The following is a 22,340-nucleotide window of genomic DNA, read 5'->3' on the forward strand; positions in this document are numbered from 1 at the left end:
GAAATGCACTGGCCCGACCCACCTTGCCCTTGCCCTTGCCCTTGCCCTTGCCTCGAGCCTTGCCTTGGCCCTTGCCCTTACCCAAGGGGCACCAGCCAACTGTCGAGCGTCGGCACGGGTGGGGTTGCGGGGCCCTGAGGCGCATGGATGCGCCGACGGAGCTTACATGGACGTACTTGCAGCGTGCCCCGCAACCCCACCCGTGCCGGCGCCGCCTCCGATCGCTGCACACAAAGGCTTCGGCTCCGGCTCCGGCTTCGGCTCCGGCTTCGGCTTTAGCTCCGGCTTTTGCCTTCGCTTCAGACCTACGCTCTTCAAAGAATCACCCCAACAAACCCCAAAAGACCCAACAGCGCCGCCGCCGCCCCTATCATGGTGGCCCCTTCCGGGAACGGGCTTTCCATGTTCAATCGCAACGTCGGCATCATCCTGCTCATCGCCCTGGCCGCCGGCCTGGGCCTGGTCGCCGCGCAGAAAGTGTTCGCGCCCAAGCCGGCCAGCGACCGCCCCGCTACCGAATCGATCACCTTCTATCCCCAGCCGCGGCCCCTGCCTGACTTCAACCTCAGCCAGTCCGACGGCACCCGCCTCATTCCCGGCGAGCTCAAAGGCCACTGGACCCTCGTGTTCCTCGGCTTCACCTTCTGCCCCGACGTCTGCCCCACCACCCTGGCCGACCTCGCCCAGGCCCAGAAACAGTGGGAAGCCCAGCCCGACACCCTGCGCCCGCGCCTGGTGTTCATCTCCGTGGATCCCGAGCGTGACACCCCGGCCCGCCTCGGCGAGTACGTGCACGCCTTCCACAAGGACACCCTGGCCGCCACCGCCGACGTCCCCTCGCTCGAACGCTTTGCCACCTCGCTCGGCTTCGTGTTCCAGAAAGTGCCCGGCAAACAGTTTGATGAGAATCCCGAGGATTACACCCTCGAACACTCGGCCAGCCTGGCCGTGCTGGACGCGGACGGCAAACTTGCCGGCCTGATCCGCCCCCCTTTCAATGCGCAGGCCATTGCCCGCGATCTGCAGACGCTGACCGAGAAAACCGCACCATGAGCCTGACCACCACGCTGAGCTACGTCCTGCCCCACCGCCTGCTGTCCTCGATGGCACGGCGCCTGGCGTATTCCAGCAACCCGCGGATCTCGCGCTGGCTGATCGACACCGTGACCGAAAAGTTTGGCGTCAACCTGGCCGAGGCCGCCAATCCCGACCCGCGCAGCTACGCCACGTTCAACCAGTTCTTCACCCGCGCGCTCAAGCCCGGCGCCCGCGTGGCCGCGCCCGACCCGCGCACCCTGGTGATGCCCGCCGATGGCCGCATCAGCCAGCTCGGCGCCATCGAGGACGGTCGCATCTTCCAGGCCAAGGGACAGTCATTCACCGCCGCCGAACTGCTCGGCGATGCCAAGGATGCCGAGGTCTTCCACCACGGCCTGTTCGCCACCGTGTACCTGTCGCCCAAGGACTACCACCGCGTGCACATGCCGTGGACCGGCACCCTGCGCGAAACCGTGCATGTGCCCGGCCGTCTGTTCAGCGTGGGCCCGGCCGCGGTCAACAACGTCCCCGGCCTGTTCGCCCGCAACGAGCGCCTGGTCTGCCATTTCGATACCGACTTCGGCCCGATGGTGTCGGTGATGGTGGGCGCGCTGCTGGTGTCCGGCGTGGAAACGGTGTGGGGCGGTGAAGAGATTCCGGCGTACGGCGACACGATCACCCGCAAGGACTATCGCGGCAAGGGCATCACGCTGGAGCGGTTCGCGGAGATGGCGCGCTTCAACTACGGCTCCACCGTGATCATACTGCTGCCGCCGGGCGTGGCCGACTTCGCCCCGCACCTGGATGCCGAGCATGCCGTGCAGCTCGGTCAGGCGCTGGCGACCTTGAAGTAACGGCGGTGCCGGCCGCTGGCCGGCATTGCGGTAGTGCCGGCCGCTGGCCGGCATTGCAGGCATTGCAGGCATTGCAGGCATTACGGCGGTGCCGGCCGCTGGCCGGCATCGCGGGCACTACGGGGAGCCGGCCAGCGGCCGGCACTACCTTGGGCTCACGTCCACAAAAAAACGCCCCGGGAAACCGGGGCGTTTTTTGTGGGACGCGGTCCGCTGCGGTCAGATCTCGACCGGGCCGACGTCCATGCCGTCGTAGTCTTCCACGCCATTGGCTTCGGCCAGCGCCTGCAGCTCGTGGTTGCGGGCGTCCAGCGAGGCTTCGCTGTGCACTTCTGCGCGCTCCACGTGCAGCACGTGGTACGGCGCCTCGCCCTCTTCCAGGTCCGGCTCGAAGATCTCGACCAGGCTGTAGCCCATGCCGACCAGCTTCTCGCCCAGGCCGCTCAACGGCTCCGGCGTGGTGTTGACGAAGAAATAGCCCCACAGCATCGGGCCATTGAGGTCCCAATCGGTGTTTTCGCGGATGTTGGCGAACATCTCGTTGATTGCGGTGATATCCATCGTCTTGTCCTGTATGCGTGACCCGGTGGCCGAAAGGGAGTGGCCGCGGGCGTGATGCCGGCAGCCTACTCCATTGGGCGTGTGCTTACTTGCCGCAGCCCTGCAGCTTGAGCACCTGGCCCTGCCTGAGCGCGTAGGCCGGGGCCTTCAGTCCGTTGGCACGGGCCAGTTCACGCACGTCGCACTGGAACTTGTCGGCGATCGCGCCCAGGGTCTGGCCCTTGCCTACCTTGTGGCTGCGCGCCGGCTTGGCCTTGGGCTTTGCCGCAGGCGTGGCCACCGGGGCGACCGGCGTGGACGCCACCGCACTGGCCTGCACCTGCGCCACCGGGACCACGCTGCCCACCGCCACGTTGCCGGTGTAGCTGGCCGCGGCGGGGCGCACGATCGCGGCATTGAGGTCGGCGGTGATCAGGGTGCGTGCCAGGTCCGCGCGCGGGCCGCTGACGCAGTACCGGTTGTACAGCCCGGCGATGCGGGTGGTGGCGTTGATCGTGGTACCGGCCGGAATCCAGCCGTCGGCCTCATAGCGCGGGTTGAGGTTGCGCAGCGCGCGCATGTAACCGTCGCGGGTGCCGGCACTGCCCAGGCAGATGGTCAGCTCGTAGATGGTGGTGGACTTGGCCAGCCGGATCGTCGCCGGCTGCGCGCTGATCTTCGGGAACTCCACGCCGTACTGCTGCGGGTGCAGGAAGATCCAGGCCGCGGCGATCACCATCGGCACGTAGTCCTTGGTTTCACCGGGGAACTGGTTGTACACGCTGTCCACCCAGAAGCCCTGGCCGCCACTCTGCTTGAACACGCGCACGGCCCGGCCTTCGCCGCCGTTGTAGCCGGCCAGCGACAGCTCGACGCTGCCGTTGAGCTCGCGCATGCGCTCGTTGAGGTAGGTGGCGCTGGCCTCGGCGGCGCTGCGCGCGTCGAAGCGGGTATCGAAGCCGGTGCCATCCGGGCCCAGCCCGAAGCGGCGGCCGGTAGCCGGCATGAACTGCATCAGGCCGGCCGCACCGGCGCGCGAGGAGGCGTGGACGCGGCCATTGGATTCCTTGGCCATGATCCCGAACAGCAGGGCCTCGGGCAGGCCGCGCTTCTCCCACTCGGGCCACATCACCTGGCGCAGGTTCTGGTAGTTCTCGTAGGTGGTCATCAAGGCCGGGCGCATGTCGGTAAGCCAGCGACGGATGCCGGCCTGCACCGCCGGGTTGTACTCGACCATGTTGTCGAAGGCATGGCGCTTGTCGTTGAGCAGCGCGGCCGCGCGGGCCGCTTCGGGCACGTCGGCCGACAGCGGGCCGATGTGGTCCGGGTCGGCTTCCAGCAGGCCGCCGTCGCTGGCCAGCTCGTCGCCCTCGCCATCACGGGTGTCGGCGTTGTCCTTCAGCAGGCGCTTGTAGGCCGGCAGCATGTTGCTGACCTGGCAGCCCTTCTGGGCGACACAGGCGCTGATCACATCCTCCATGTCCTCCAAGGCGGCATCGCCTTCGTTCTTGCCCTTGGGATCGGCATTGGCCACCAGCACCAGCGCATCGCGGTAGCGCTTTTCGGCGGCGGCCATGCGCTGGTCCAGCGCATCGATCTTCACCCGGTCACGGGCCGAAACCCGCTGTGCATGGGCCTCCGGCACGAACGAGAGCATTGCAGCGAGCGCCAACAGCGGCCAACCACGGACAAGCAAGACAGGAACGGGCATTTTTGGCACTGTGTGCGAAAGATGGGGCAGAGTAGCCGCGCCACTTGCATCGGGGCAACCCGGTCGGCCCGGCAACCTGCGTCGACGTTTAGAATCCCGCCCATTCACACAGCACCAGCACAAGCGAGTTGACCATGGATCCGATCCTGCTCGGCAAAGGCATCACCGACGATATCGCCGTGACCCTGCAACCCCGCCTGGGCAATCGCCATGGCCTGGTGGCCGGGGCCACGGGCACCGGCAAGACCGTCACCCTGATGACCCTGGCAGAAGGCTTTTCACGGATCGGCGTGCCGGTGTTCCTGGCCGATGTGAAGGGCGACGTGTCCGGTCTGGCCGTGGCCGGTGCAGGTACCGAGGCCTTGCTGCAGCGGGCACGGGAGATCGGCGTGGCCGACTACGCCCCCGCCGCCAGCCCGGCGATCTTCTGGGATCTGTACGGCAAGCTGGGGCACCCGGTGCGCACCACCGTGAGCGAGATGGGCCCCACGCTGCTGGGCCGCATCCTGGAACTCAACGACACCCAGTCCGGCGTGCTCGACATCGTGTTCAAGCTGGCCGACGACCGCGGCCTGCTGTTGCTGGACCTGGATGACCTGCGCGCCCTGCTCGGCCTGGTGGCTGACGAACGCAAGGACATCTCCACCGAATATGGCCTGGTCAGCGCGCAGACGGTGGCGGCAATCCAGCGCTCGCTGCTGCGCCTGTCGCAGGACGGCGGCGAAGCCTTCTTCGGCGAGCCGGCGCTGGAACTGGCCGACATCATGCGGGTCAACCACGACGGCCGTGGCGTGATCGGCATCCTGGCCGCCGACCAGCTGGTCCTCAAGCCCAAGCTGTACTCGACGTTCCTGCTGTGGCTGCTGTCGGAGCTGTTCGAAACCCTGCCCGAAGTGGGCGACCTGGACAAACCGAAGCTGGTCTTCATCTTCGATGAGGCCCACCTGCTGTTCGACGATGCGCCGCCGGCGCTGGTGCAGCGCATCGAGCAGGTGGTGCGGCTGATCCGCTCCAAGGGCGTGGGCGTGTACTTCTGCTCGCAGTTCCCCGACGACGTGCCGGCCAACATCCTGGGGCAGCTCGGCAACCGCGTGCAGCATGCGCTGCGCGCCTTCACCCCGCGCGACCAGAAGGCGGTGAAGACCGCCGCCGAAACGTTCGTGCCCAATCCCAAGCTCGACGTGGCGGCCGTGCTGGCCAAGCTCGGCACCGGTGAGGCACTGGTGTCCACGCTGCAGGACAAGGGCATCCCCTCGCCCGTGCAGCAGACCCAGATCGCCCCGCCCCGCTGCCGGATGGGTGCCATCACCGAGGCCGAACGCGCCCAGGTGCGCGCTGGCAGCCCGGTGGGCAGCCGCTACGACACCGCGATCAACCGCGAGTCGGCGGCCGAACTGCTGGCCCAGCGCGCGCAGAAGGTGGTCGCGCAGGCCGATACGCCCAAGGCCCGCACGCGCGAGCAGGACGAACAGCAGGAAGGCGGCTTCGGCCAGTCGATCAAGGACGCCATCTTCGGCACCAAGCGCCGCCAGGGCATGATCGAAACCATGGCCAAGCAGACCACCCGGACCGTGGGCAGCAAGCTGGGCAACCAGATCGTGCGCGGCATCCTGGGCGGGCTGTTCGGCGGCAAGCGCTGAGCGAAACCGATGTCGCGTTGGCGTCCCCCGGCGGAAAAGAGTACGGCCCTGATCACCGCACAGGGCCATCAGCGGTTGAAGACTGAACTGGACGACCTGTGGCGGGTGCGCCGGCCGGAGGTGGTCAAGGCGCTGGCCGCGGCGGCAGCGGAGGGGGATCGCTCGGAGAATGCCGAGTACACCTACCGCAAGAAGCAGCTGGGCGAGATCGACCGGCGCGTGCGCTACCTGACCAAGCGGCTGGAATCGCTGCGCGTGGTCGACACCACCCCGACCGATCCGCAGGCGGTGTTCTTCGGCGCCTGGGTGGAGCTGGAGAACGTGGACAGCGGCGATACCAGCCGCTACCGCATCGTGGGCCCGGACGAGACCGACGCCGCCACCGGCTGGATCAGCATCGATTCGCCGCTGGCGCGCGCGTTGCTGAAAAAGCGCGTGGATGACGAGTTTGAAGTGGAGCTGCCCAGCGGCCGCCACGGCTTTGCGATCCTGGCGGTGGAGTACGGCGCGGGCTGAGGCATTTGCGCCGTTCAACGCACGGCGTTACCGGGTGGTGCGCCGCTATCGGCGGTTGTTTGGGAACCAACCCTACCGTGTGGGGCGTTCTGGTGCGCAGGCGGAACGGGGATGTCCATCGGCGATGGCCCCAGCGCCATCCGGGCGTTGAGGGCTGCCCGCTGTTGGTAGGGTCGCATCCCGATCGACTGCCATGGAACACGCCGCGTTCGGTGTCGGCATGAGCATCGGCGACAAAGGCCTTTGCGTCGTTCAGCGCACGGCGTTACCGGGTGTGGCGCCACTAGCGGCGGTTGTTTGGGAACCAACCCTACCGTGCGCGGCCCTACGCGTCATGCGGCGCGGGATAGCCCCTGCCGTCGCGCAGCGGCCGGAAATAATCGGCCTGCCGGTAAAACGCCGCATCCTGCCGCGGATGCCAGCCGGGAATGCCCGCCAGCGGCAACGGCCGCAGCTCCAGCGGATCGTTGAGCACGCGTCCGCTCTGGATCATCCGCGCGACCTGTGCCACGGCGCGCGCATCCTCGTCGGCGCACACCACCACGCACTTGCCCACCAGCAGACGCCCCGGCAACAAGGCCTGCTCCATCAACGCGTGGCCGATCACCGCCGCCACGGCGATCTCGCCGTTGCGCCACTGCCCTGCCCCATCCACGAACACCGCCGCCCAGTCATGCCGGTCCCAGGCCTGCACCATCGCCGGATCGCGCACCCGCACGATCACGCCGGTTTCGTCGAACTGGGTCAGCGCCGCCTGCGCACGGTTGCGCTGCTGCGGACCATGGCAGGCGATATGCAGGCATTGGCGCGCATTGAGCGCATGTTTGATGGCCGGATGGCATGCCCACACCAGCGCGTTGAACAGGTCATGCCAGTTCGCCGTGCGGGTGGCAATGCGGCCCCGGGCAATGCGTTGTTCGTAGTGCAGGCCATCGGCCAGCAGCGCGTCGTCCTGCTCGACCAGGTGCCGGCCCGGCAATGCCAGGCGGGCATCGAGCGCCGCGACGGTCGGCCAGTCGGCCGCCGTCAGCAGATCGGCGTAGCGGGAGAACCCGGCAAACAGCGGCTGGGCGAAGACGTCCGCCGCCACGGCGCCACGTGGCGGTGCGATGAAACGGCGGCGGGTGCCGCCGGCATCGACCGCCGCCGCGGTCACAGCACCTGCAGGTCGAACGGCTTGCGGGCCGCCGCGTCAATCAACGCGTCGCCGTACAGGTCGTGGTCGTCGCTCTCGGTGATCTCCACGTCGACGAACTGACCCACGCGCAGGCGGGCTTCTTCGGCATTCTGGATATGCACCAGGCCATCGATCTCCGGCGCGTCGGCCTTGGACCGGGCCACCGCGATGCCGTCTTCGATCGCGTCGACCAGGCACTGCTGCACGGTGCCGATCTTGGCCTCCAGGCGCGCGGCGGAGATCTCTGCCTGGCGTTCCATGAAGCGCGCCAGGCGCTCCTGCTTCACTTCCTCGGGCACCGCATCGGGCAGGTCGTTGGCCGTGGCACCGGTCACCGGCGAGTAGGCGAATGCGCCCACGCGGTCCAGCTGCGCCTCGTCCAGGAAGCCCAGCAGTTCCTCGAACTCGGCGTCGGTCTCGCCGGGGAAGCCGACGATGAAGGTCGAGCGCACGGTGATGTCCGGGCACAGCTGGCGCCAGCGCTGCACGCGCTCGAGGGTCTTGTCGACCGCACCCGGGCGCTTCATCAGCTTCAGGATGCGCGGGCTGGCGTGCTGGAACGGAATGTCCAGGTACGGCAGGATCCGGTTCTCGGCCATCAGCGGCACGATCTCGTCCACGTGCGGGTACGGATACACGTAGTGCATGCGGGTCCAGGCATCCAGTTCGGACAAGCCTTCGCACAGCGCCTTGAGCCGGGTCTGGTAGGCCTTGTCGCGCCACATGCGCTCGGCGTACTTCACATCCACGCCATAGGCCGAGGTGTCCTGGGACACCACCAGCAGTTCCTTCACCCCACCGCGCACCAGCCGCTCGGCCTCGCGCAGCACCTCATCGACCGGGCGCGAAACCAGCTTGCCGCGCATCGACGGAATGATGCAGAAGCTGCACTTGTGGTTGCAGCCTTCGGAGATCTTCAGGTACGCGTAATGGCGCGGGGTCAGCTTGATGCCGTAGTCGGGCACCAGGTCCACGAACGGATCGTGCTTGGGCGGCAGCGCGGCGTGCACGGCCTCCATGACGCTGATGTAGTCCTGCGGGCCGGACACCGCCAGCACGTTCGGGTACGCCTCGCGGATCTGCTCGGGGCGCTTGCCCAGGCAGCCGGTGACGATGACCTTGCCGTTGGCGTTCATCGCCTCGCCGATCGCATCCAGCGACTCGGTCACGGCCGAATCGATGAAGCCGCAGGTGTTGACCACCACGACGTCGGCCGCATCGTAGGAGGGCACGATGTCGTAGCCCTCCGAGCGCAGCTGGGTGAGGATGCGTTCGGAATCGACGAGCGCCTTCGGGCAGCCAAGGCTGACGAAGCCGACTTTGGGGTTCAGCTGGGACATGGAATCGCGGGACTCTGGGGGCCTGGGCCCATGCCGGAATGGCGTGGGGACCTGGGGCCGGAAACGGCGGCAAGTATACCGGCGTTGGGCCCCGGGCCCTGAATCGCATCGGGGCGATCCCGCCAGACCCGGCACGGCCGCTGACACCGCCCTAACCGGCGCGCGGCCGATAATGAACGCCTGAACCAACAGGAGTCACGCATCATGGGTGAGTGGGTCACGCTCGATACGCACCACGGTCCGGTCCGGGCCTGGCAGGCCACGCCGGCGGGCAAGCCCCGGGGCGGGCTGGTGGTCATCCAGGAGATCTTCGGGGTCAACGCGCACGTGCGCGAGGTGGCCGAAGGCTTTGCCGCGCAGGGCTACGCGGTGCTGGCGCCGTCGTTCTTCGACCTCATCGACGGGGTGGACGCCGACCCCGACGCCCTGCCCTACGACCCGGACGGGGTGAAACAGGGCCTGGAACGGGTAAACGCGCTGGGCGTGGAGAAGGCGCTGGAGATCGTCCGCGCCGCGACCTCGCGGCTGGCCCCGGCCGGCAAGGTGGGCACGGTGGGCTACTGCTGGGGCGGCAGCATCGCGCTGTTGTCGGCGCTGCGGCTGGGCCTGCCGTCGGTCAGCTACTACGGGGCGCGCAACGTGCAGTTCCTGGACGAACCACCCAAGGCGCCGGTGATGTTCCACTTCGGCGCCCAGGACAAGAGCATCCCGCCCGAGGCGATCGCCGCCCACCGCGAGAAGCTGCCGCAGATGGCCACCTTCGTGTACCCGGCCGACCACGCCTTCAACCGCAGCGTCGGACATGCGTATGATCCAGACAGCGCCACCCTGGCGCTGGAACGCACCCTGGACTTCTTTGCGGAGCATCTTGGATGAGCGAGTTCGAACTGGATCCACGCCTGGCCACCGATAGCGTACTGGTAGCAGAAGGGCCGTTGTCGCAAGTGCGATTGATGAACGACGAGCGTTACCCCTGGTTGATCCTGGTGCCCCGGCTGGCCGGCATCACCGAGTGGATCGACCTGGACGGCGATCAGCAGGACAAACTGCGCACCGAGTTGAACCGTGCCTGCAAGGCGCTCAAGGGCACCGACGGGGTGGAGAAGATCAACATCGGCGCACTGGGCAACATCGTGCGCCAGTTGCATTTCCACGTGATCGGCCGCCACGTTGGCGATCCGGCGTGGCCGGGCCCGGTATGGGGCCAGGGCCAGGCGCACCGTTTCGATCCGGCGGTGCTGGCCGAACGTGTCGCGCACTGGAAGGAACGGCTAGGATATTCGCCCCAGCCCTAGCGGACCCTGCCCCTGATGCGTTCCAACCTTGTCGCTGCCATCGTCCTGATCCTCGTCGGCCTGTTCCTGCTGGCCAGCAATCTGGGCTGGACCAACATGAACATGGGGAAGCTGATCCTCACCTGGTGGCCGGTAGTACTGGTGGCGGTGGGCATCGGACTGCTGTTCGGCCGCGGCAAGTAGTGCCGGCCGCTGGCCGGCAACCGCAGAAGCAAAGGTAGTGCCGGCCGCTGGCCGGCAAATAAGCAAAGGTAGTGCCGGCCGCTGGCCGGCAAACCGGTGAAACGAAAAAGCGCGGAGCGATCCGCGCTTTTTCGTTCGGGGCGGTCGCCGTTACGGATCGCGCAACCGCAGCCGACCAACGGTCGGCTCTACCCTTCGGGGAACCAGGCGCCCAGCAGTATCCGCGTCAGGGGACCCGGTGCACCGCAGTCCGCGCGTCGGGTTTACACGATGCGCGCCAGCACGCCGGGGAAGACCAGATGCGCGGCAGACACCCGCGTGGTGATCAGGTGCGCGGCAGGGTCACACCGGTCTGGCCCTGGTACTTGCCACCGCGGTCCTTGTAGGACGTCTCGCAGATATCGTCCTTGTCGGCCTGGAAGAACAGCATCTGGGCCACGCCTTCGTTGGCATAGATGCGCGCCGGCAGCGGCGTGGTGTTGCTGAATTCCAGGGTCACATGGCCTTCCCACTCCGGTTCCAGCGGGGTCACGTTGACGATGATGCCGCAGCGCGCGTACGTGCTCTTGCCCAGGCACACCACCAGGGTGTCACGCGGGATCCGGAAGTACTCCACCGTGCGCGCCAGCGCGAAGCTGTTGGGCGGGATGATGCACTCGTCGCCCACGATGTCCACGAAGCTGCCCGGGTCGAAGTGCTTGGGATCGACGATGGTGGAGTTGATGTTGGTGAACACCTTGAACTCGCGCGAGCAGCGCACGTCGTAGCCGTAGCTGGAGGTGCCGTAGCTGACGATGCGCTGGCCGTTGGCCTGCTTGACCTGGCCAGCTTCGAACGGCTCGATCATCGCCTGCTGTTCGGCCATCTGACGGATCCAGCGGTCACTCTTGATGCTCATGGGGGGTCCTGGGTGCGGAAAGGAACAACGGCACCGCCAACGGGCGCCCGGGCCACGATTCTAAACAGCCACCCGGGTTGCGGCCAGCCACGATGCAGGGGCGCAGGCGACAAGGCCCGGCAATGCCGGGCCTTGTGCGGTTCAGACGTGCCAGGCCTGGGCCCGGGCGGTCAGATCAGGGAGGACAGGATCGGGATGCTGGCGCGCGGGCGCTTGGCCACTTCCTCGATCAGGCGCTCGGCCGCGCGCAGGTAGGCCTGGGCGGCTGCCGAGTCCGGCAATGCGGCGGTGATCGGCGTGCCGGCATCGCCCTGCTCGCGGATGCCGATTTCCAGCGGCAGCGAACCCAGCAGCGGCACGCCGTACTGCGCGGCCATGCGCTCGCCGCCGCCATCGCCGAACAGGTGCTCGCGGTGGCCGCAGTTGCTGCAGGTGTGCACGGCCATGTTCTCCAGGATGCCCAGGACCGGCACTTCCACCTTCTCGAACATCTTCAATGCCTTCCTGGCGTCCAGCGTGGCGATGTCCTGCGGCGTGGTGACGATCACCGCGCCGGCCAGCGGAATCTTCTGGGTCAGGGTCAGCTGGATGTCGCCGGTGCCCGGCGGCAGGTCGATCAGCAGGTAGTCCAGGTCATCCCAAAGAGTGTCATTGAAGAACTGGGTCATCGCCGAGGTGGCCATCGGGCCGCGCCAGATCATCGGCGTCTCGTCTTCGATCAGGTAGCCGATCGACATGGTCTCCACGCCGAAGGCGCGCATCGGTTCGATCGACTTGTTGTCCGGGCTTTCCGGGCGGCCGCTGAGGCCGAGCATGGCCGGCACGCTCGGACCGTAGATGTCGGCATCAAGCAGGCCCACGCGCGCGCCCAGTTTGGCCAGCGCCACGGCCAGGTTCACCGCCGTGGTGGACTTGCCCACGCCGCCCTTGCCCGATCCCACGGCAATCACGTTGCGGATGCGCGGATGCGGGCTGAGCCCTTTCTGCACCTGGCTGGCGTGGGGACGACGCGACTGACTGCTGCTCACTGCATGGCTCCGGGAAGACCGCGATGGGAACCGGCAACTATACAACCCCGGCCGGGCCGCGCCCCGCTGTGATGGGCAGCAGTGCACGCCGCACCGTGTTTTCCCACCGGTTGCATCACGCAGCGCAGCTGCATCGGCTGCCGCTGATGGAAACTTGTCCAAGTATCTCGGTTGTTAACTTGTATGGATATTCATCATTTATTCATTGTTATTATGAAACGACACCAAGGTAATCCGTAACCGTATGTTTTTCATGAATAATTTTCGGAATAAACGAATAATGTTTCCAAGACATTTATTTCAAGTTAAGCCTGTGTTACGGTCGAAAAACGCTGAAACCCAGCTGAACGATCCGGGTATTGCCAGGAAAGGGAATACCGCGCCATTACCAGTACGGAGATCCACATGTTCCGCAAAGGCCTCAAGTACCCGCGTCACCCGCTTACCGCCGCCGTCCTGTCCGGCCTGCTGCTCGCCAGCGCAAGCGCGTTCGCCCAGGATGCGGCGACGACCGAACTGAGCCGCGTCACCGTCACCGGCTCGCTGATCCCGCAGACCGAGATCGAAAACCACACCCCGGTGCTGACCGTCACCGCCGAGGACATCCAGACCCGCGGCTTCTCCAGCGTGGCCGAAGTGCTGCAGCAGAACTCGCTCACCACCGGCGGCCTGCAGGGGGGCCAGAGCTCGGCATCGTTCACCCAGGGTGCCGAGGCGTCGGGCATGTTCGGGCTCAACCCGGGCTACACCAAGTACCTGATCAATGGGCGGCCGATGCTGTCCTACCCTGCCCTCTACAACGGCAGCGACACCTTCAACAACCTCAGCGGCATTCCGATCGACATCGTCGAGCGCATCGAGATTCTGCCCGGCGGGCAGTCCTCGCTGTATGGCTCGGACGCGATCGCCGGCGTGGTCAACATCATCCTCAAGGACCGCATGGACGGCGGCGTGCTCAACGTGCGCGGCGGCGCCTATACCGAGGGCGGTGGCAACAGCTTCCGGCTCAGCGGTGCGCATGGCTTCAATGCGTTCGACGACCGCTTCCACGCGCTGGTCAACGTGCAGTATGAGAAGAGCAGCCCGATCTGGGGCTACCAGCGCGACCTGACCAAGGTGAACAATCCGGTCGGTTATTCGGCGCAGGTCCCCACCAACGACTTCCTGGTGTACCTGCCCGACCAGCAGAACGCCTATGTGATGATGGACCCCACCCGGTGCGCAGGCGTTGCGGGGCAATTCGGGGGCACCACCGTACTCGGCACGCGCGCGACCGGCGAATCCTGCGGCTCGGCTTACAGCCCGGGCTACAAGACACTCAAGAACGGCAAGGAAAGCAGCCAGTTCTACACCTCGATGAGCTTCGATGTGAACGACAATTTCCAGTTGTTCGGCGATGCGCTCTACAGCCTGGAAGAAGTCGATTACACCTCCGGCTCGGGCTATGCGTTCTGGGGCAGCGATGTGGGCTTTGGCCAGTTCTATGACCAGTCCAGCCAGCAGTACATGAACCTGCAGCGCGCCTTCGCACCGGAAGACATCAGCGGCGCCGGCTACCGCGACATCCTCAGCACCGACCGCAACAAGTCCTACCAGGTCACCCTGGGCGGCCGCGGCAGCGCCGGCAACTGGGATTACAGCGCCAGCTTCAGCCGTGGCGAATATCGCCTGACCGAGCGCAGCTTCGCGCGCTGGGCCGACGAGATCGACGGCTACTTCGAAGACCATGTGCTCGGCCCGGTGCTGGGTACCACCGATGACGGCTACAACATCTACAACCCCAACTGGGGTGCGTTCTACTCGCGCCTGCCCGCGGGCGACTTCCAGACCTTCACCGGCTTCACCTACAACGAAAGCAAGACCTGGCAGAACCTGGGCCGCGTGCAGATCACCAACGGCTCGCTGTTCACCCTGCCCGGCGGCGATGCGGGCTTTGCGGTGGTCGCCGAGGGCGGCAGCGAAGGCTGGTCCTACCGTCCCGACCAGCGCCTGCTTGATGGCGAGGTGTGGGGCACCACGGCCGTGTCCGGCGCCGGTCACCGCAGCAACTACGCGCTGACCACCGAACTGCGCATGCCCTTGCTGGAGTCGCTCACCGTGACCGGCTCCGGGCGCTACGACGCGTTCAAGATCGCCAACAACACCGTGGACAAGGCGACCTACAGCATCGGCGTGGAATTCCGCCCGATCGAGAGCCTGCTGTTCCGCGGCAAATACGGCACCGCGTTCCGGGCGCCCAGCCTGTCCGACGCCTTCCAGGGCCGCAGCGGTTACTACGCCAACGCCTCCACCGACTACTACCGGTGTGGCCAGCTCGGCTATGACCCGGCCGATACCCTCGGCTGCGCCTACGACAACGAATCGGTGTTCGGCGAGCAGTCGGGCAACCCCGACCTGCAGCCCATCACCGCCGATGTCTGGAACGCCGGCATCGTGTGGGCACCGATGAACAATCTGTCGGTGTCGGTGGACTACTACAACTGGAAGATCAAGAACGAGGTCAACACCCTGTCCTCTGACCAGCTGCTGCTGGCCGAGTACTACTGCCGCAACGGCCTGACCAACAACACCTCGGCCAGCTGCCAGAACGTCGACGACTGGATCACCCGCGACGCGGCCGGCAACCTGGAGCAGATCTACACGCCCAAGTTGAATGTCGCCGCGCAGAACCTGCAGGCGGTCACGGCCAGCTTCAAGTACGTGCAGGAAATCGGCCGTTTCGGTGCACTGCAGTTCGGCGCCAACTACACCAACATGATCAAGCGCGAACTGCAGCCGCAGCCGGGCGATGCATTCCTGGACCTGCTGCGCGACCCGTACGCGATGTGGAACTACGACCAGTACGCCAAGGTGCGCACCGACGGTTCGGTCGGCTGGGCCAAGGACAAGTGGACCACCACGCTGTACTTCAACTACATCGGCAAGACCCCCAACCGCATGGCCTACCTGGGCAACGGCTATGACTACGTGCATTCGTCCGGTTACAAGGCGGGCAAGTGGGGCTCCTACACCACTTACAACCTGAGCGTGAACTACCAGGCGCTGGAAGACCTGACCCTGTCGGTGATGGTCAACAACGTGTTCAACAAGATGCCCGACGGGCAGGCGCACAGCTACGCCGGCAACGTGGGCGCGCCGTACAACAGCAACATCTACAACCCCTACGGCCGCGCGGTGTACGTGCAGGCCAAGTACGACTTCGGCAGGTAAGCGCCGGCGTCAGCGGTCAGAAGGGCCCCGCTTCGGCGGGGCTTTTTTTTGGTTCTTCGCCCTTATTTCGGGCAAGCAGCAACGTGCCGTGACGATTCCCAACTACAGCGGTCGGTGGGTCGGGCGCTGGGGCCCCTTGCCCTTTCCGGCGACGCCCCCGGCGCCGACCTGCGGCCGCCCCCTCCTCCTTTAGTTCGCCTCCAAGGGCATGGGGCCCCAGCGCCCGACCCACCGAAAGCGCCAGAAGAGCCTGCCTTCCCCCCGGCGCACCGCAAGCCGAGCCGCGTAGCAGCCGGTAGGCTCCTGGGCAAAATAAAGGAGGAGGCCGCCTCGCGGCCGGGGGACATTTGCACCAGGGGCCTACCGGCTGCTACGGGGCCCTCACGCTCGCGACCGGCCCGGTCGGAGACGCCAGCCGATCCAATCGGCGCCTGCACACCCGGCCACCCGCGCACCGTCGTGCTCACCCTGCGACGGCCCTTGCAACAAGACGCCCTCCTCAGATGGGAGAAGAACCGTTTTTTGCCCTGACGAGTACTTATTCCAATATGTCATCAGCCATGAAAATGAACGATCCATGTACGTCCCGCCGTGTCGCCCGGACAGCGCGGGACAGCCCGGAAATCTTCACATGGTCGTTTCAACCGCAAATAATTTTCGTGTAATCAATAACTTGGGCGAATCGCCCGCCATCATTGGCTTCAGCGCACCTATGTGCCGATCCTGCCTTTATGACGCGGTGATGAACAGTTGACAGTGCAAGTTAAGCTCGTGTTAACTTCTGGTCATCGGCTTGTGAAGCTGATTACAGGGGGCAGCGGTTGGGGCCCGTCGGGAGCACAAGGGTGTCGGATCCGGCCAAGAAGGCCTACATACCGCCACCTGGCGCACAGAACTGATTTCAAGGGGAACTATTCATGGCAAATCGCAACCTGCTCAGCCGCAACCCGCTGAGCTTTGCGCTGGCATCGGCGCTGCTCGTTTCGGCCGTCGCACCGGCCTTCGCACAGGAAGCCGGCAACGAGGTCGGCGGCAAGAACGCCACCAACCTGGACCGTGTTTCGGTGGTGGGCTCGCGCATCAAGCGGTCCGAAGTTGAAGGCCCGGCGCCGGTCACCGTGATTACCCGCGGCGACATCGACCGTGAAGGCTTCCAGACCGTCGGCGACATGCTGCAGACGCTGACCCAGAACACCACCGCCTCGTTCACCGGCGATCTGGCCGTGTCCGGCTTCACCCCCAACGCCCAGGTGGTCAACCTGCGCAACCTGGGTCCCGGCTACACCCTGACCCTGGTCAACGGCCGCCGCCCCGCCCAGTACCCGCAGCCGTACAACCGCGACAACAACGTCGCCAACATCAACTCCATTCCCAGCAGCATCGTCGAGCGCGTTGAAGTGCTGACCGGTGGTGCTTCGGCCATTTACGGTTCCGACGCCGTCGCCGGCGTGGTCAACATCGTGTTGCGCGAGCACTTCGACGGCAACCTGGTGCGCCTGACCACCGGCACCACCGCTGAAGGCGGCGGTGACACGGTGAATCTGGAGCTGACCGGTGGCCGTACCGGCGACCGCTGGAGCGCGGTGTGGGCATTGCAGTACAGCGACCGCGAACCGGTCTTCGCCAGCCAGCGCAAGTGGCTCTCGGACGTCCGCGAAGGGCCGCTGGGCAGCACCGCCACCCCGGGCCTGTCGCTGATCGCGATCCGCGGCCTGGCCTCGGCCAACGGCCCGGTCAACCACAATGCGTACTATCCCGGCCAAGCCAATTGCGATGCACTGGGCTTCAGCACCGTAACCACCAACGCCCGCGGTACCTACTGCGGCTCGTATGACAGCAGCGCTTCGCGCTCGATCTCCAACAAGCGCCAGTTCTACTCCGCCTACGGTTACGGCACCTTCGATTTCACCGACACCACCCAGGGCTGGGCCAGCGCGAACTACTACACCACCAACGGCAAGGCCAGCTCCGGCACGGAGTTCTGGGCCACCAACGGTGACAAGTTCAACATCCTGTCCAACGGCAGCACCAGCGCCTTCTACTACGATGCCGGCCTGCGCGACATCGTGCAGCTGCAGCGTGTGTTCACCGCCGATGAGCTGGGCGGCAACGAAGCGGCCAGCACCACCTACGACGAATACACCTACGACTTCGCCGCCGGCGTGCGTGGCACCATCGCCGATCGTTTCGACTGGGAAGCCAGCGGCGGTTACGGCTACTACAACTACAAGATGGACCGCCCGCGCCTGCTGGCAAAGTCGGTGCATGACTACTTCCTGGGCCCGCAGCTCGGCTGGAGCAACGCGACCGGCACCGGTACCGGTGTCTATCCGATCCATGCACTGAACCTGCAGCGCTGGGGCTCGCCGATCACCCCGGAGATCTACCAGTCGTTCGCCACCCGCGTGATCAACCGCTCTGAAACCAGCGTCGCCAACGCCAGCTTCAACATTAGCGGCGACCTGTTCGAACTGCCGGCCGGTGCCGTCGGCTTCGCCAGCGTGCTGGAGTGGAACCGTCAGAAGATGGACATGGTGAGCGATCCACGCACCGACCAGCTGCGCCCGATCGATGGCCAGACCATCTACAACCTGACCAGCTCCGGCGAAACCCACGGTACCCGCGACCGTTACGCCGTCGGCGCCGAGTTCCGCGTGCCGATCTTCAGCAGCCTGAGCGCGAACGCGGCGGCCCGCTACGACAAGTACGACGATATCTCGTCGGTCGATGCGGCCAGCACCTACAACCTGGGCCTGGAATGGCGCCCGTTCAGCAACCTCATGCTGCGCGGCAGCTACGCCACCAGCTTCCGCGCGCCGGACATGCAGCTGATCTACGCCGGCGGTGCCGCGTCCTACACCACCGAGCTGGATGAGTACGCCTGCCGTTCCGGTACCGGTGCGGGTGCTGCCCAGGGTCCGCGTACGCGCACCCAGTGCAACGCGCCGACCAGCGATCCGACCAAGTACTCGGTGCAGACCCAGGTTGCCGGCAACCCGAACCTGACCGAAGAAAAGGGCAAGTCGTGGGGCGGTGGTTTCGTGTGGGACATCACCGATGGCATGTCGCTGACGGTCGACTACTACCGCATCCAGCTGGAAGACGCCGCCGCCCAGCTCAGCAACGACTACCTGCTGCGTGCCGAAGCGGCCTGCCGCCTGGGCAGCGCCAGCGACGGTCGTGCCGTGCCGAGCCCGTCGGTGTGCGCCAACGTTCAGAGCCTGATCACCCGTGTCAACCTGCCCGGCTCGCCGGATGACGGTCGCATCCAGCTCATCAACAACGCCTACATCAATACCGCTCTGCAGGACACCAGCGGCATCGATGCCAGCTACAAGTACGCGCTGGACACCGACCGTTGGGGCCGTTTCAACGTCGACCTGGGCTACTCGCTGACGCTGACCAACAAGTACAAGCAGACGGCCGACGACGAGCTGATCGACTACCGCGATCTGCCGCCGGAGTTCTTCTACTCCGAACGCAGCCGCGCCCGCGGCAGCCTGACCTGGACCAAGGGTGACTGGGCATCGACCGTCTTCGGTACCCGCTACGGTTCGGCCTTCAGCCAGGCCGAGGCGGACGGCGTCAATGCCGCAGGTGCCTTCTACCCGCGTCGCCTGGCTCCGTACTTCCTGTGGAACCTGAGCGTGGGCAAGAAGTTCGGTGAGAACGTGCTGGCAACCTTCCAGGTGGTCAACGTGTTCGACAACCAGTACCGCAAGGACAACAGCCGCACTGCCTACCCGTTCTTCGACCCGTACATCGGTGCCGATCCGCTGGGCCGCCGCTTCTACGTGAGCCTGCAGTACAAGTTCTGATCACCTCCGGGTGATGTAAGGATGCGTGGGAAAGCCCGGTCCTTGACCGGGCTTTCCTTTTTTGACTGCCGCTGCCGGCGACGCAGCGGCCCTGGACAGGAAACAGGCACACATGCAGATGAAGTCGATGCTGTACGCACCCCTGGCACTGGCGATGGCACTTGCCGCATCGCTGCCGGTGGCACAGGCGGCCTCCCCGGCCAACACGCCTTACTCGATTGAAGATTTCGCCAAGCACGCCAGCTTCAGTTCGGCCAAGATCTCGCCCAACGGTGACTACCTGGCCATCAGCGTCGACCTGGGCGACCAGGACGTGCTGACCATCCTGCGCACCAGCGATCTCAAGGTGCTGAAGGTCAACCAGCTGCCGGACAAGAAAAGCGTCGGCAGCTTCCATTGGATCTCGCCCCAACGGCTGATGTTCAATGCAGTGAAAAAGCAGGGTGGCTATGCCCAGCCCTTCCCCACCGGGGAATGGTTCGCGGTGAACGCCGACGGCAGCCTGGCCCGCCCGGTGATCTTCTACGGCACCCGCGATGCCACCCAGCGCGGCAAGAGCGTCGGCAACGAGTCCTACTCTCTGCTGGACACCCTGCGCGGCGATGACCAGAACGTGATCATGCAGGTGCGCTACCCGCGCTCGTCCGAAGGCGCAGGCACCCAGGTGGTCAGCCTGGACACCATCAGTGGTCGGCGCACCCCGCTGGCCCGCGCGCCCAAGGAAAACTGCGACATCGCGCTGGACGCCGCCAAGGAGCCGCGGTTCGCGGTGTGCAGCTCCAGCCGCGATGAAAGCGGTGAGTACGACGAGCGCAGCGAGCTGTATCGCCGCGACGGCACCACCTGGACGCTGATCAATGCCTCCAAGGCGGACGGCAAGCACCTGCGTGTGCTGCGCACCACCGCCGATGGCACCGTCTACGCCGAGCAGGACGACGGCAAGCTGCCGGCGGCACTGGGTACGCTGGATACGGCCAGCGGCCAGTTCAACAGCCTGTTCCAGGACCCGGTCACCGATGTCTCGCAGATGATGTGGAGCACCGATGACAAGCGCTTGCTGGGCGTGATCAACCAGTCCGGCGCGCCCAAGGTCACGCTGATCGACGAAGACCACGCCGATGCGAAGTTGTACCAGTCGCTGGCCGCGGCCTTCCCCGACCAGATGGTGCAGTTCTCCAGCTATACCGAGGACGGCCAGAAGATCCTGGTGTCGGTCTACAGCGATACCAATCCCGGCGAGCTCTACCTGTTTGATCGCGGTACCGGCCAGGCCCGTTTCCTGCTCCAGGGGCGCGACTGGCTGGACCCCAAGCGCATGGCCAGCGTCACCTCGTTCACGCTCAAGGCTCGCGACGGCCGCCAGCTGTACGGCTACCTGACCGTGCCCAAGGGCGCAGAGGGCAAGCGGCTGCCGATGATCGTCAACCCGCATGGCGGCCCGATCGGTCCGCGCGACAACTGGGGCTTCAACCCGGAAGCGCAGTTGCTGGCCAGCCGCGGCTACGCGGTGCTGCAGGTCAACTTCCGCGGGTCCGGTGGCTATGGCAAGGCATTTGAAGAGGCCGGGCATCGGCAGTGGGCCGACGGCATCCAGAACGACATTCTGGATGCGACCCATTGGGCCATCGCCCAAGGCGTGGCCGACAAGGACCGCCTGTGCATCTACGGGGGCAGTTTCGGGGGCTATTCGGCGCTGATGGCACCGATCCGCGAACCGGGCCTGTTCAAGTGTGCGTTCGGCTATGTGGGCGTGTATGACGTGGACATGCTGTTCACCAAGGGCGACATCCCGCAGCGTGAGTCCGGCCAGCGCTACCTGCGCCGCACCCACGGCGTGGATCCGGCCGAACGCGCCAAGGCGTCGCCGGCCAAGCGTGCTGCCGAAGTCCGCATTCCCGTGTTCCTGGCCGCCGGCGCGCGCGATGCCCGTGCGGTGCCTGAGCAAACCGAACTGATGGCCAAGGCGTTGACCGAGGCCGGCAATGCGCCGGAAGAGGTGATCATCCAGTCCGGGGAAATGCATGGCTTCTACGGCGTCCCCGCACGCGTGAACCTGTACACGAAAATGCTGGCCTTCTTCGACCGCCATATCGGTACCGGCAGCAAGCGCTGACCGCAACAGGGGCGCGCGGCCGTCAGGTCGCGCGCCCTGTCTTTTGGCATAGTGACGTACGCCGCATGCGCCCGACCCGATCGCCGCCGGACCATGCCCCCGTCGGCATCCGCCCCGGGCTGATCAAGGAATGATGCTATGAATACCCCGCGTTATCTGCTTTACCCCCTCTTCGCAGCGCTGCTGCTGCCGGCGGTTGCAACCGCCGCGCCACCGGCCGCCAAGGCCAAAACCGGCACCGCGTTGCCCAGTGATCCGGTCGACGATCCGTTGATGATCAGCGCCGGGTTCCTCAACGGCCACCCGGACCTGCGCTTCCGCATGCTGGGCATGGAAAAAATGCGCGGCAACGACCCGACCGCCGCGTTCGCGTTCTTCCAGCGCGCCGGGTTCTATTCGGACAAGGTGTCCCAGGCGATGGTGGCCGAGATGCTGTGGAATGGCACCGGCACGCCGGTCAACCGCGCGTTGGCCTATGCCTGGATGGATCTTGCCGCCGAGCGTGGCTACAAGGGCTTTGTCGAGCTGCGCGAGCGCTACTGGGCCAACTTGAGCGCCGCCGAACAGGCGCAGGCCGTCACCGAGGGCGAGGCGATCTATGCCCGCTTCGGTGATGAGGCGGCGGCGCCGCGACTGAACCAGGCGATGCGCCGCGAGCAGCACCGCTTGACCGGCAGCCGCACGGGCTTTGCCGGCAACGTGAAGATCCTGGTGCCGGGTCCGAACGGCGTGGTCGAGCAGATCGACGGCTCCAAGTTCTATGACCAGCGCTACTGGGACCCGGACAAGTACCGGCAGTACCAGGACAGCATCTGGATGACGCCGCGGGTGGGCCGGGTCGATGTGGGCACGGTGAGCACGGTGCCGGTCACCGGCGACCGCAGTACGCGCATCCCCGAGGTCAAGCCGCAGGTAGATGCCAGCGAGCCGCAGACCGAAGAATTGCAGCCGGATCTTGACGGAAAGTAGCCGCGTCGCT

General features: G+C 66.0%; 17 protein-coding genes. 11 read left to right on the forward strand and 6 right to left on the reverse strand.

Features of this window, described 5'->3' with window-relative positions:
* Positions 1 to 402 precede the first annotated feature (402 nt).
* Complete coding sequence (locus tag AC6CHL_RS08985) at positions 403 to 1,053, forward strand: SCO family protein (protein ID WP_038687191.1); 651 nt, start codon at positions 403 to 405, stop codon at positions 1,051 to 1,053.
* A complete protein-coding gene (gene asd / locus AC6CHL_RS08990) occupies positions 1,050 to 1,892 on the forward strand; it encodes an archaetidylserine decarboxylase (protein ID WP_038687189.1) in 843 nt (280 codons plus the stop codon). The genes AC6CHL_RS08985 and asd overlap by 4 nt, the downstream gene beginning before the upstream one ends.
* Positions 1,893 to 2,111: 219 nt before the next feature.
* Here the strand turns inward: asd and AC6CHL_RS08995 are convergent, their stop codons facing one another.
* Together AC6CHL_RS08995 and AC6CHL_RS09000 are read right to left on the reverse strand one after the other, a co-directional pair.
* The gene (locus AC6CHL_RS08995; RefSeq protein WP_141058945.1) at positions 2,112 to 2,453 is read right to left on the reverse strand and encodes a ribonuclease E inhibitor RraB; all 342 of its coding nucleotides are present in this window, start codon (positions 2,451 to 2,453) and stop codon (positions 2,112 to 2,114) included.
* Positions 2,454 to 2,538: 85 nt separating this feature from the next.
* Complete coding sequence (locus AC6CHL_RS09000) at positions 2,539 to 4,143, reverse strand: transglycosylase SLT domain-containing protein (RefSeq protein WP_038687186.1); 1,605 nt, start codon at positions 4,141 to 4,143, stop codon at positions 2,539 to 2,541.
* A gap of 134 nt (positions 4,144 to 4,277) precedes the next feature.
* Between AC6CHL_RS09000 and AC6CHL_RS09005 the strand changes: the two genes are divergently transcribed.
* Both AC6CHL_RS09005 and greB read left to right on the forward strand, forming a co-directional pair.
* Entirely contained in the window at positions 4,278 to 5,783 is a 1,506-nt protein-coding gene (locus tag AC6CHL_RS09005) for a helicase HerA-like domain-containing protein (RefSeq protein ID WP_448134124.1), read from the forward strand.
* A gap of 9 nt (positions 5,784 to 5,792) precedes the next feature.
* Complete coding sequence (gene greB / locus AC6CHL_RS09010; RefSeq protein ID WP_038687182.1) at positions 5,793 to 6,299, forward strand: transcription elongation factor GreB; 507 nt, start codon at positions 5,793 to 5,795, stop codon at positions 6,297 to 6,299.
* A 325-nt stretch (positions 6,300 to 6,624) separates the two neighbouring features.
* Here the strand turns inward: greB and AC6CHL_RS09015 are convergent, their stop codons facing one another.
* Both AC6CHL_RS09015 and rimO read right to left on the reverse strand, forming a co-directional pair.
* The gene (locus tag AC6CHL_RS09015) at positions 6,625 to 7,455 is read right to left on the reverse strand and encodes a DUF3025 domain-containing protein (RefSeq protein WP_498294195.1); all 831 of its coding nucleotides are present in this window, start codon (positions 7,453 to 7,455) and stop codon (positions 6,625 to 6,627) included.
* On the reverse strand, positions 7,452 to 8,816 hold the full coding sequence (gene rimO / locus AC6CHL_RS09020) for a 30S ribosomal protein S12 methylthiotransferase RimO (protein WP_038687178.1): 1,365 nt from the start codon (positions 8,814 to 8,816) through the stop codon (positions 7,452 to 7,454). Before rimO ends, AC6CHL_RS09015 begins: the two co-directional genes overlap by 4 nt.
* A gap of 204 nt (positions 8,817 to 9,020) precedes the next feature.
* On the opposite strand from rimO, the gene AC6CHL_RS09025 reads away from it, so the two are divergent.
* From AC6CHL_RS09025 to AC6CHL_RS09035, 3 genes are read left to right on the forward strand one after another with little or no spacing between them, the layout of a single operon-like run.
* Positions 9,021 to 9,692 carry a dienelactone hydrolase family protein gene (locus AC6CHL_RS09025; protein WP_498294196.1) on the forward strand — a complete coding sequence of 224 codons (672 nt, stop codon included), beginning with the start codon at positions 9,021 to 9,023 and terminating at the stop codon, positions 9,690 to 9,692.
* Positions 9,689 to 10,111 carry an HIT domain-containing protein gene (locus AC6CHL_RS09030; protein WP_038687173.1) on the forward strand — a complete coding sequence of 141 codons (423 nt, stop codon included), beginning with the start codon at positions 9,689 to 9,691 and terminating at the stop codon, positions 10,109 to 10,111. Before AC6CHL_RS09025 ends, AC6CHL_RS09030 begins: the two co-directional genes overlap by 4 nt.
* A 15-nt stretch (positions 10,112 to 10,126) precedes the next feature.
* On the forward strand, positions 10,127 to 10,294 hold the full coding sequence (locus tag AC6CHL_RS09035) for a LiaI-LiaF-like domain-containing protein (protein WP_019182647.1): 168 nt from the start codon (positions 10,127 to 10,129) through the stop codon (positions 10,292 to 10,294).
* A 325-nt stretch (positions 10,295 to 10,619) separates the two neighbouring features.
* Here the strand turns inward: AC6CHL_RS09035 and dcd are convergent, their stop codons facing one another.
* Positions 10,620 to 11,192: a dCTP deaminase gene (gene dcd, locus AC6CHL_RS09040; protein ID WP_038687170.1), complete on the reverse strand. Its 573-nt coding sequence runs from the start codon at positions 11,190 to 11,192 to the stop codon at positions 10,620 to 10,622.
* Between the two features lie 170 nt (positions 11,193 to 11,362).
* Positions 11,363 to 12,220, reverse strand: coding sequence for an iron-sulfur cluster carrier protein ApbC (gene apbC, locus AC6CHL_RS09045; protein WP_038687168.1), 858 nt, complete (start codon positions 12,218 to 12,220; stop codon positions 11,363 to 11,365).
* Positions 12,221 to 12,625: 405 nt separating this feature from the next.
* On the opposite strand from apbC, the gene AC6CHL_RS09050 reads away from it, so the two are divergent.
* The 4 genes from AC6CHL_RS09050 (at position 12,626) to AC6CHL_RS09065 (ending at position 22,330) form a co-directional block, all read left to right on the forward strand.
* Positions 12,626 to 15,430: a TonB-dependent receptor domain-containing protein gene (locus AC6CHL_RS09050; RefSeq protein ID WP_038687166.1), complete on the forward strand. Its 2,805-nt coding sequence runs from the start codon at positions 12,626 to 12,628 to the stop codon at positions 15,428 to 15,430.
* 917 nt (positions 15,431 to 16,347) lie between these two features.
* Entirely contained in the window at positions 16,348 to 19,248 is a 2,901-nt protein-coding gene (locus AC6CHL_RS09055) for a TonB-dependent receptor domain-containing protein (protein WP_448134127.1), read from the forward strand.
* A gap of 112 nt (positions 19,249 to 19,360) precedes the next feature.
* Positions 19,361 to 21,361 carry an alpha/beta hydrolase family protein gene (locus AC6CHL_RS09060; RefSeq protein ID WP_448134128.1) on the forward strand — a complete coding sequence of 667 codons (2,001 nt, stop codon included), beginning with the start codon at positions 19,361 to 19,363 and terminating at the stop codon, positions 21,359 to 21,361.
* Between the two features lie 138 nt (positions 21,362 to 21,499).
* A complete protein-coding gene (locus AC6CHL_RS09065; protein ID WP_463601399.1) occupies positions 21,500 to 22,330 on the forward strand; it encodes an SEL1-like repeat protein in 831 nt (276 codons plus the stop codon).
* Positions 22,331 to 22,340 lie beyond the last annotated feature (10 nt).

Source organism: Stenotrophomonas sp. GQ19 (genome assembly GCF_059758695.1).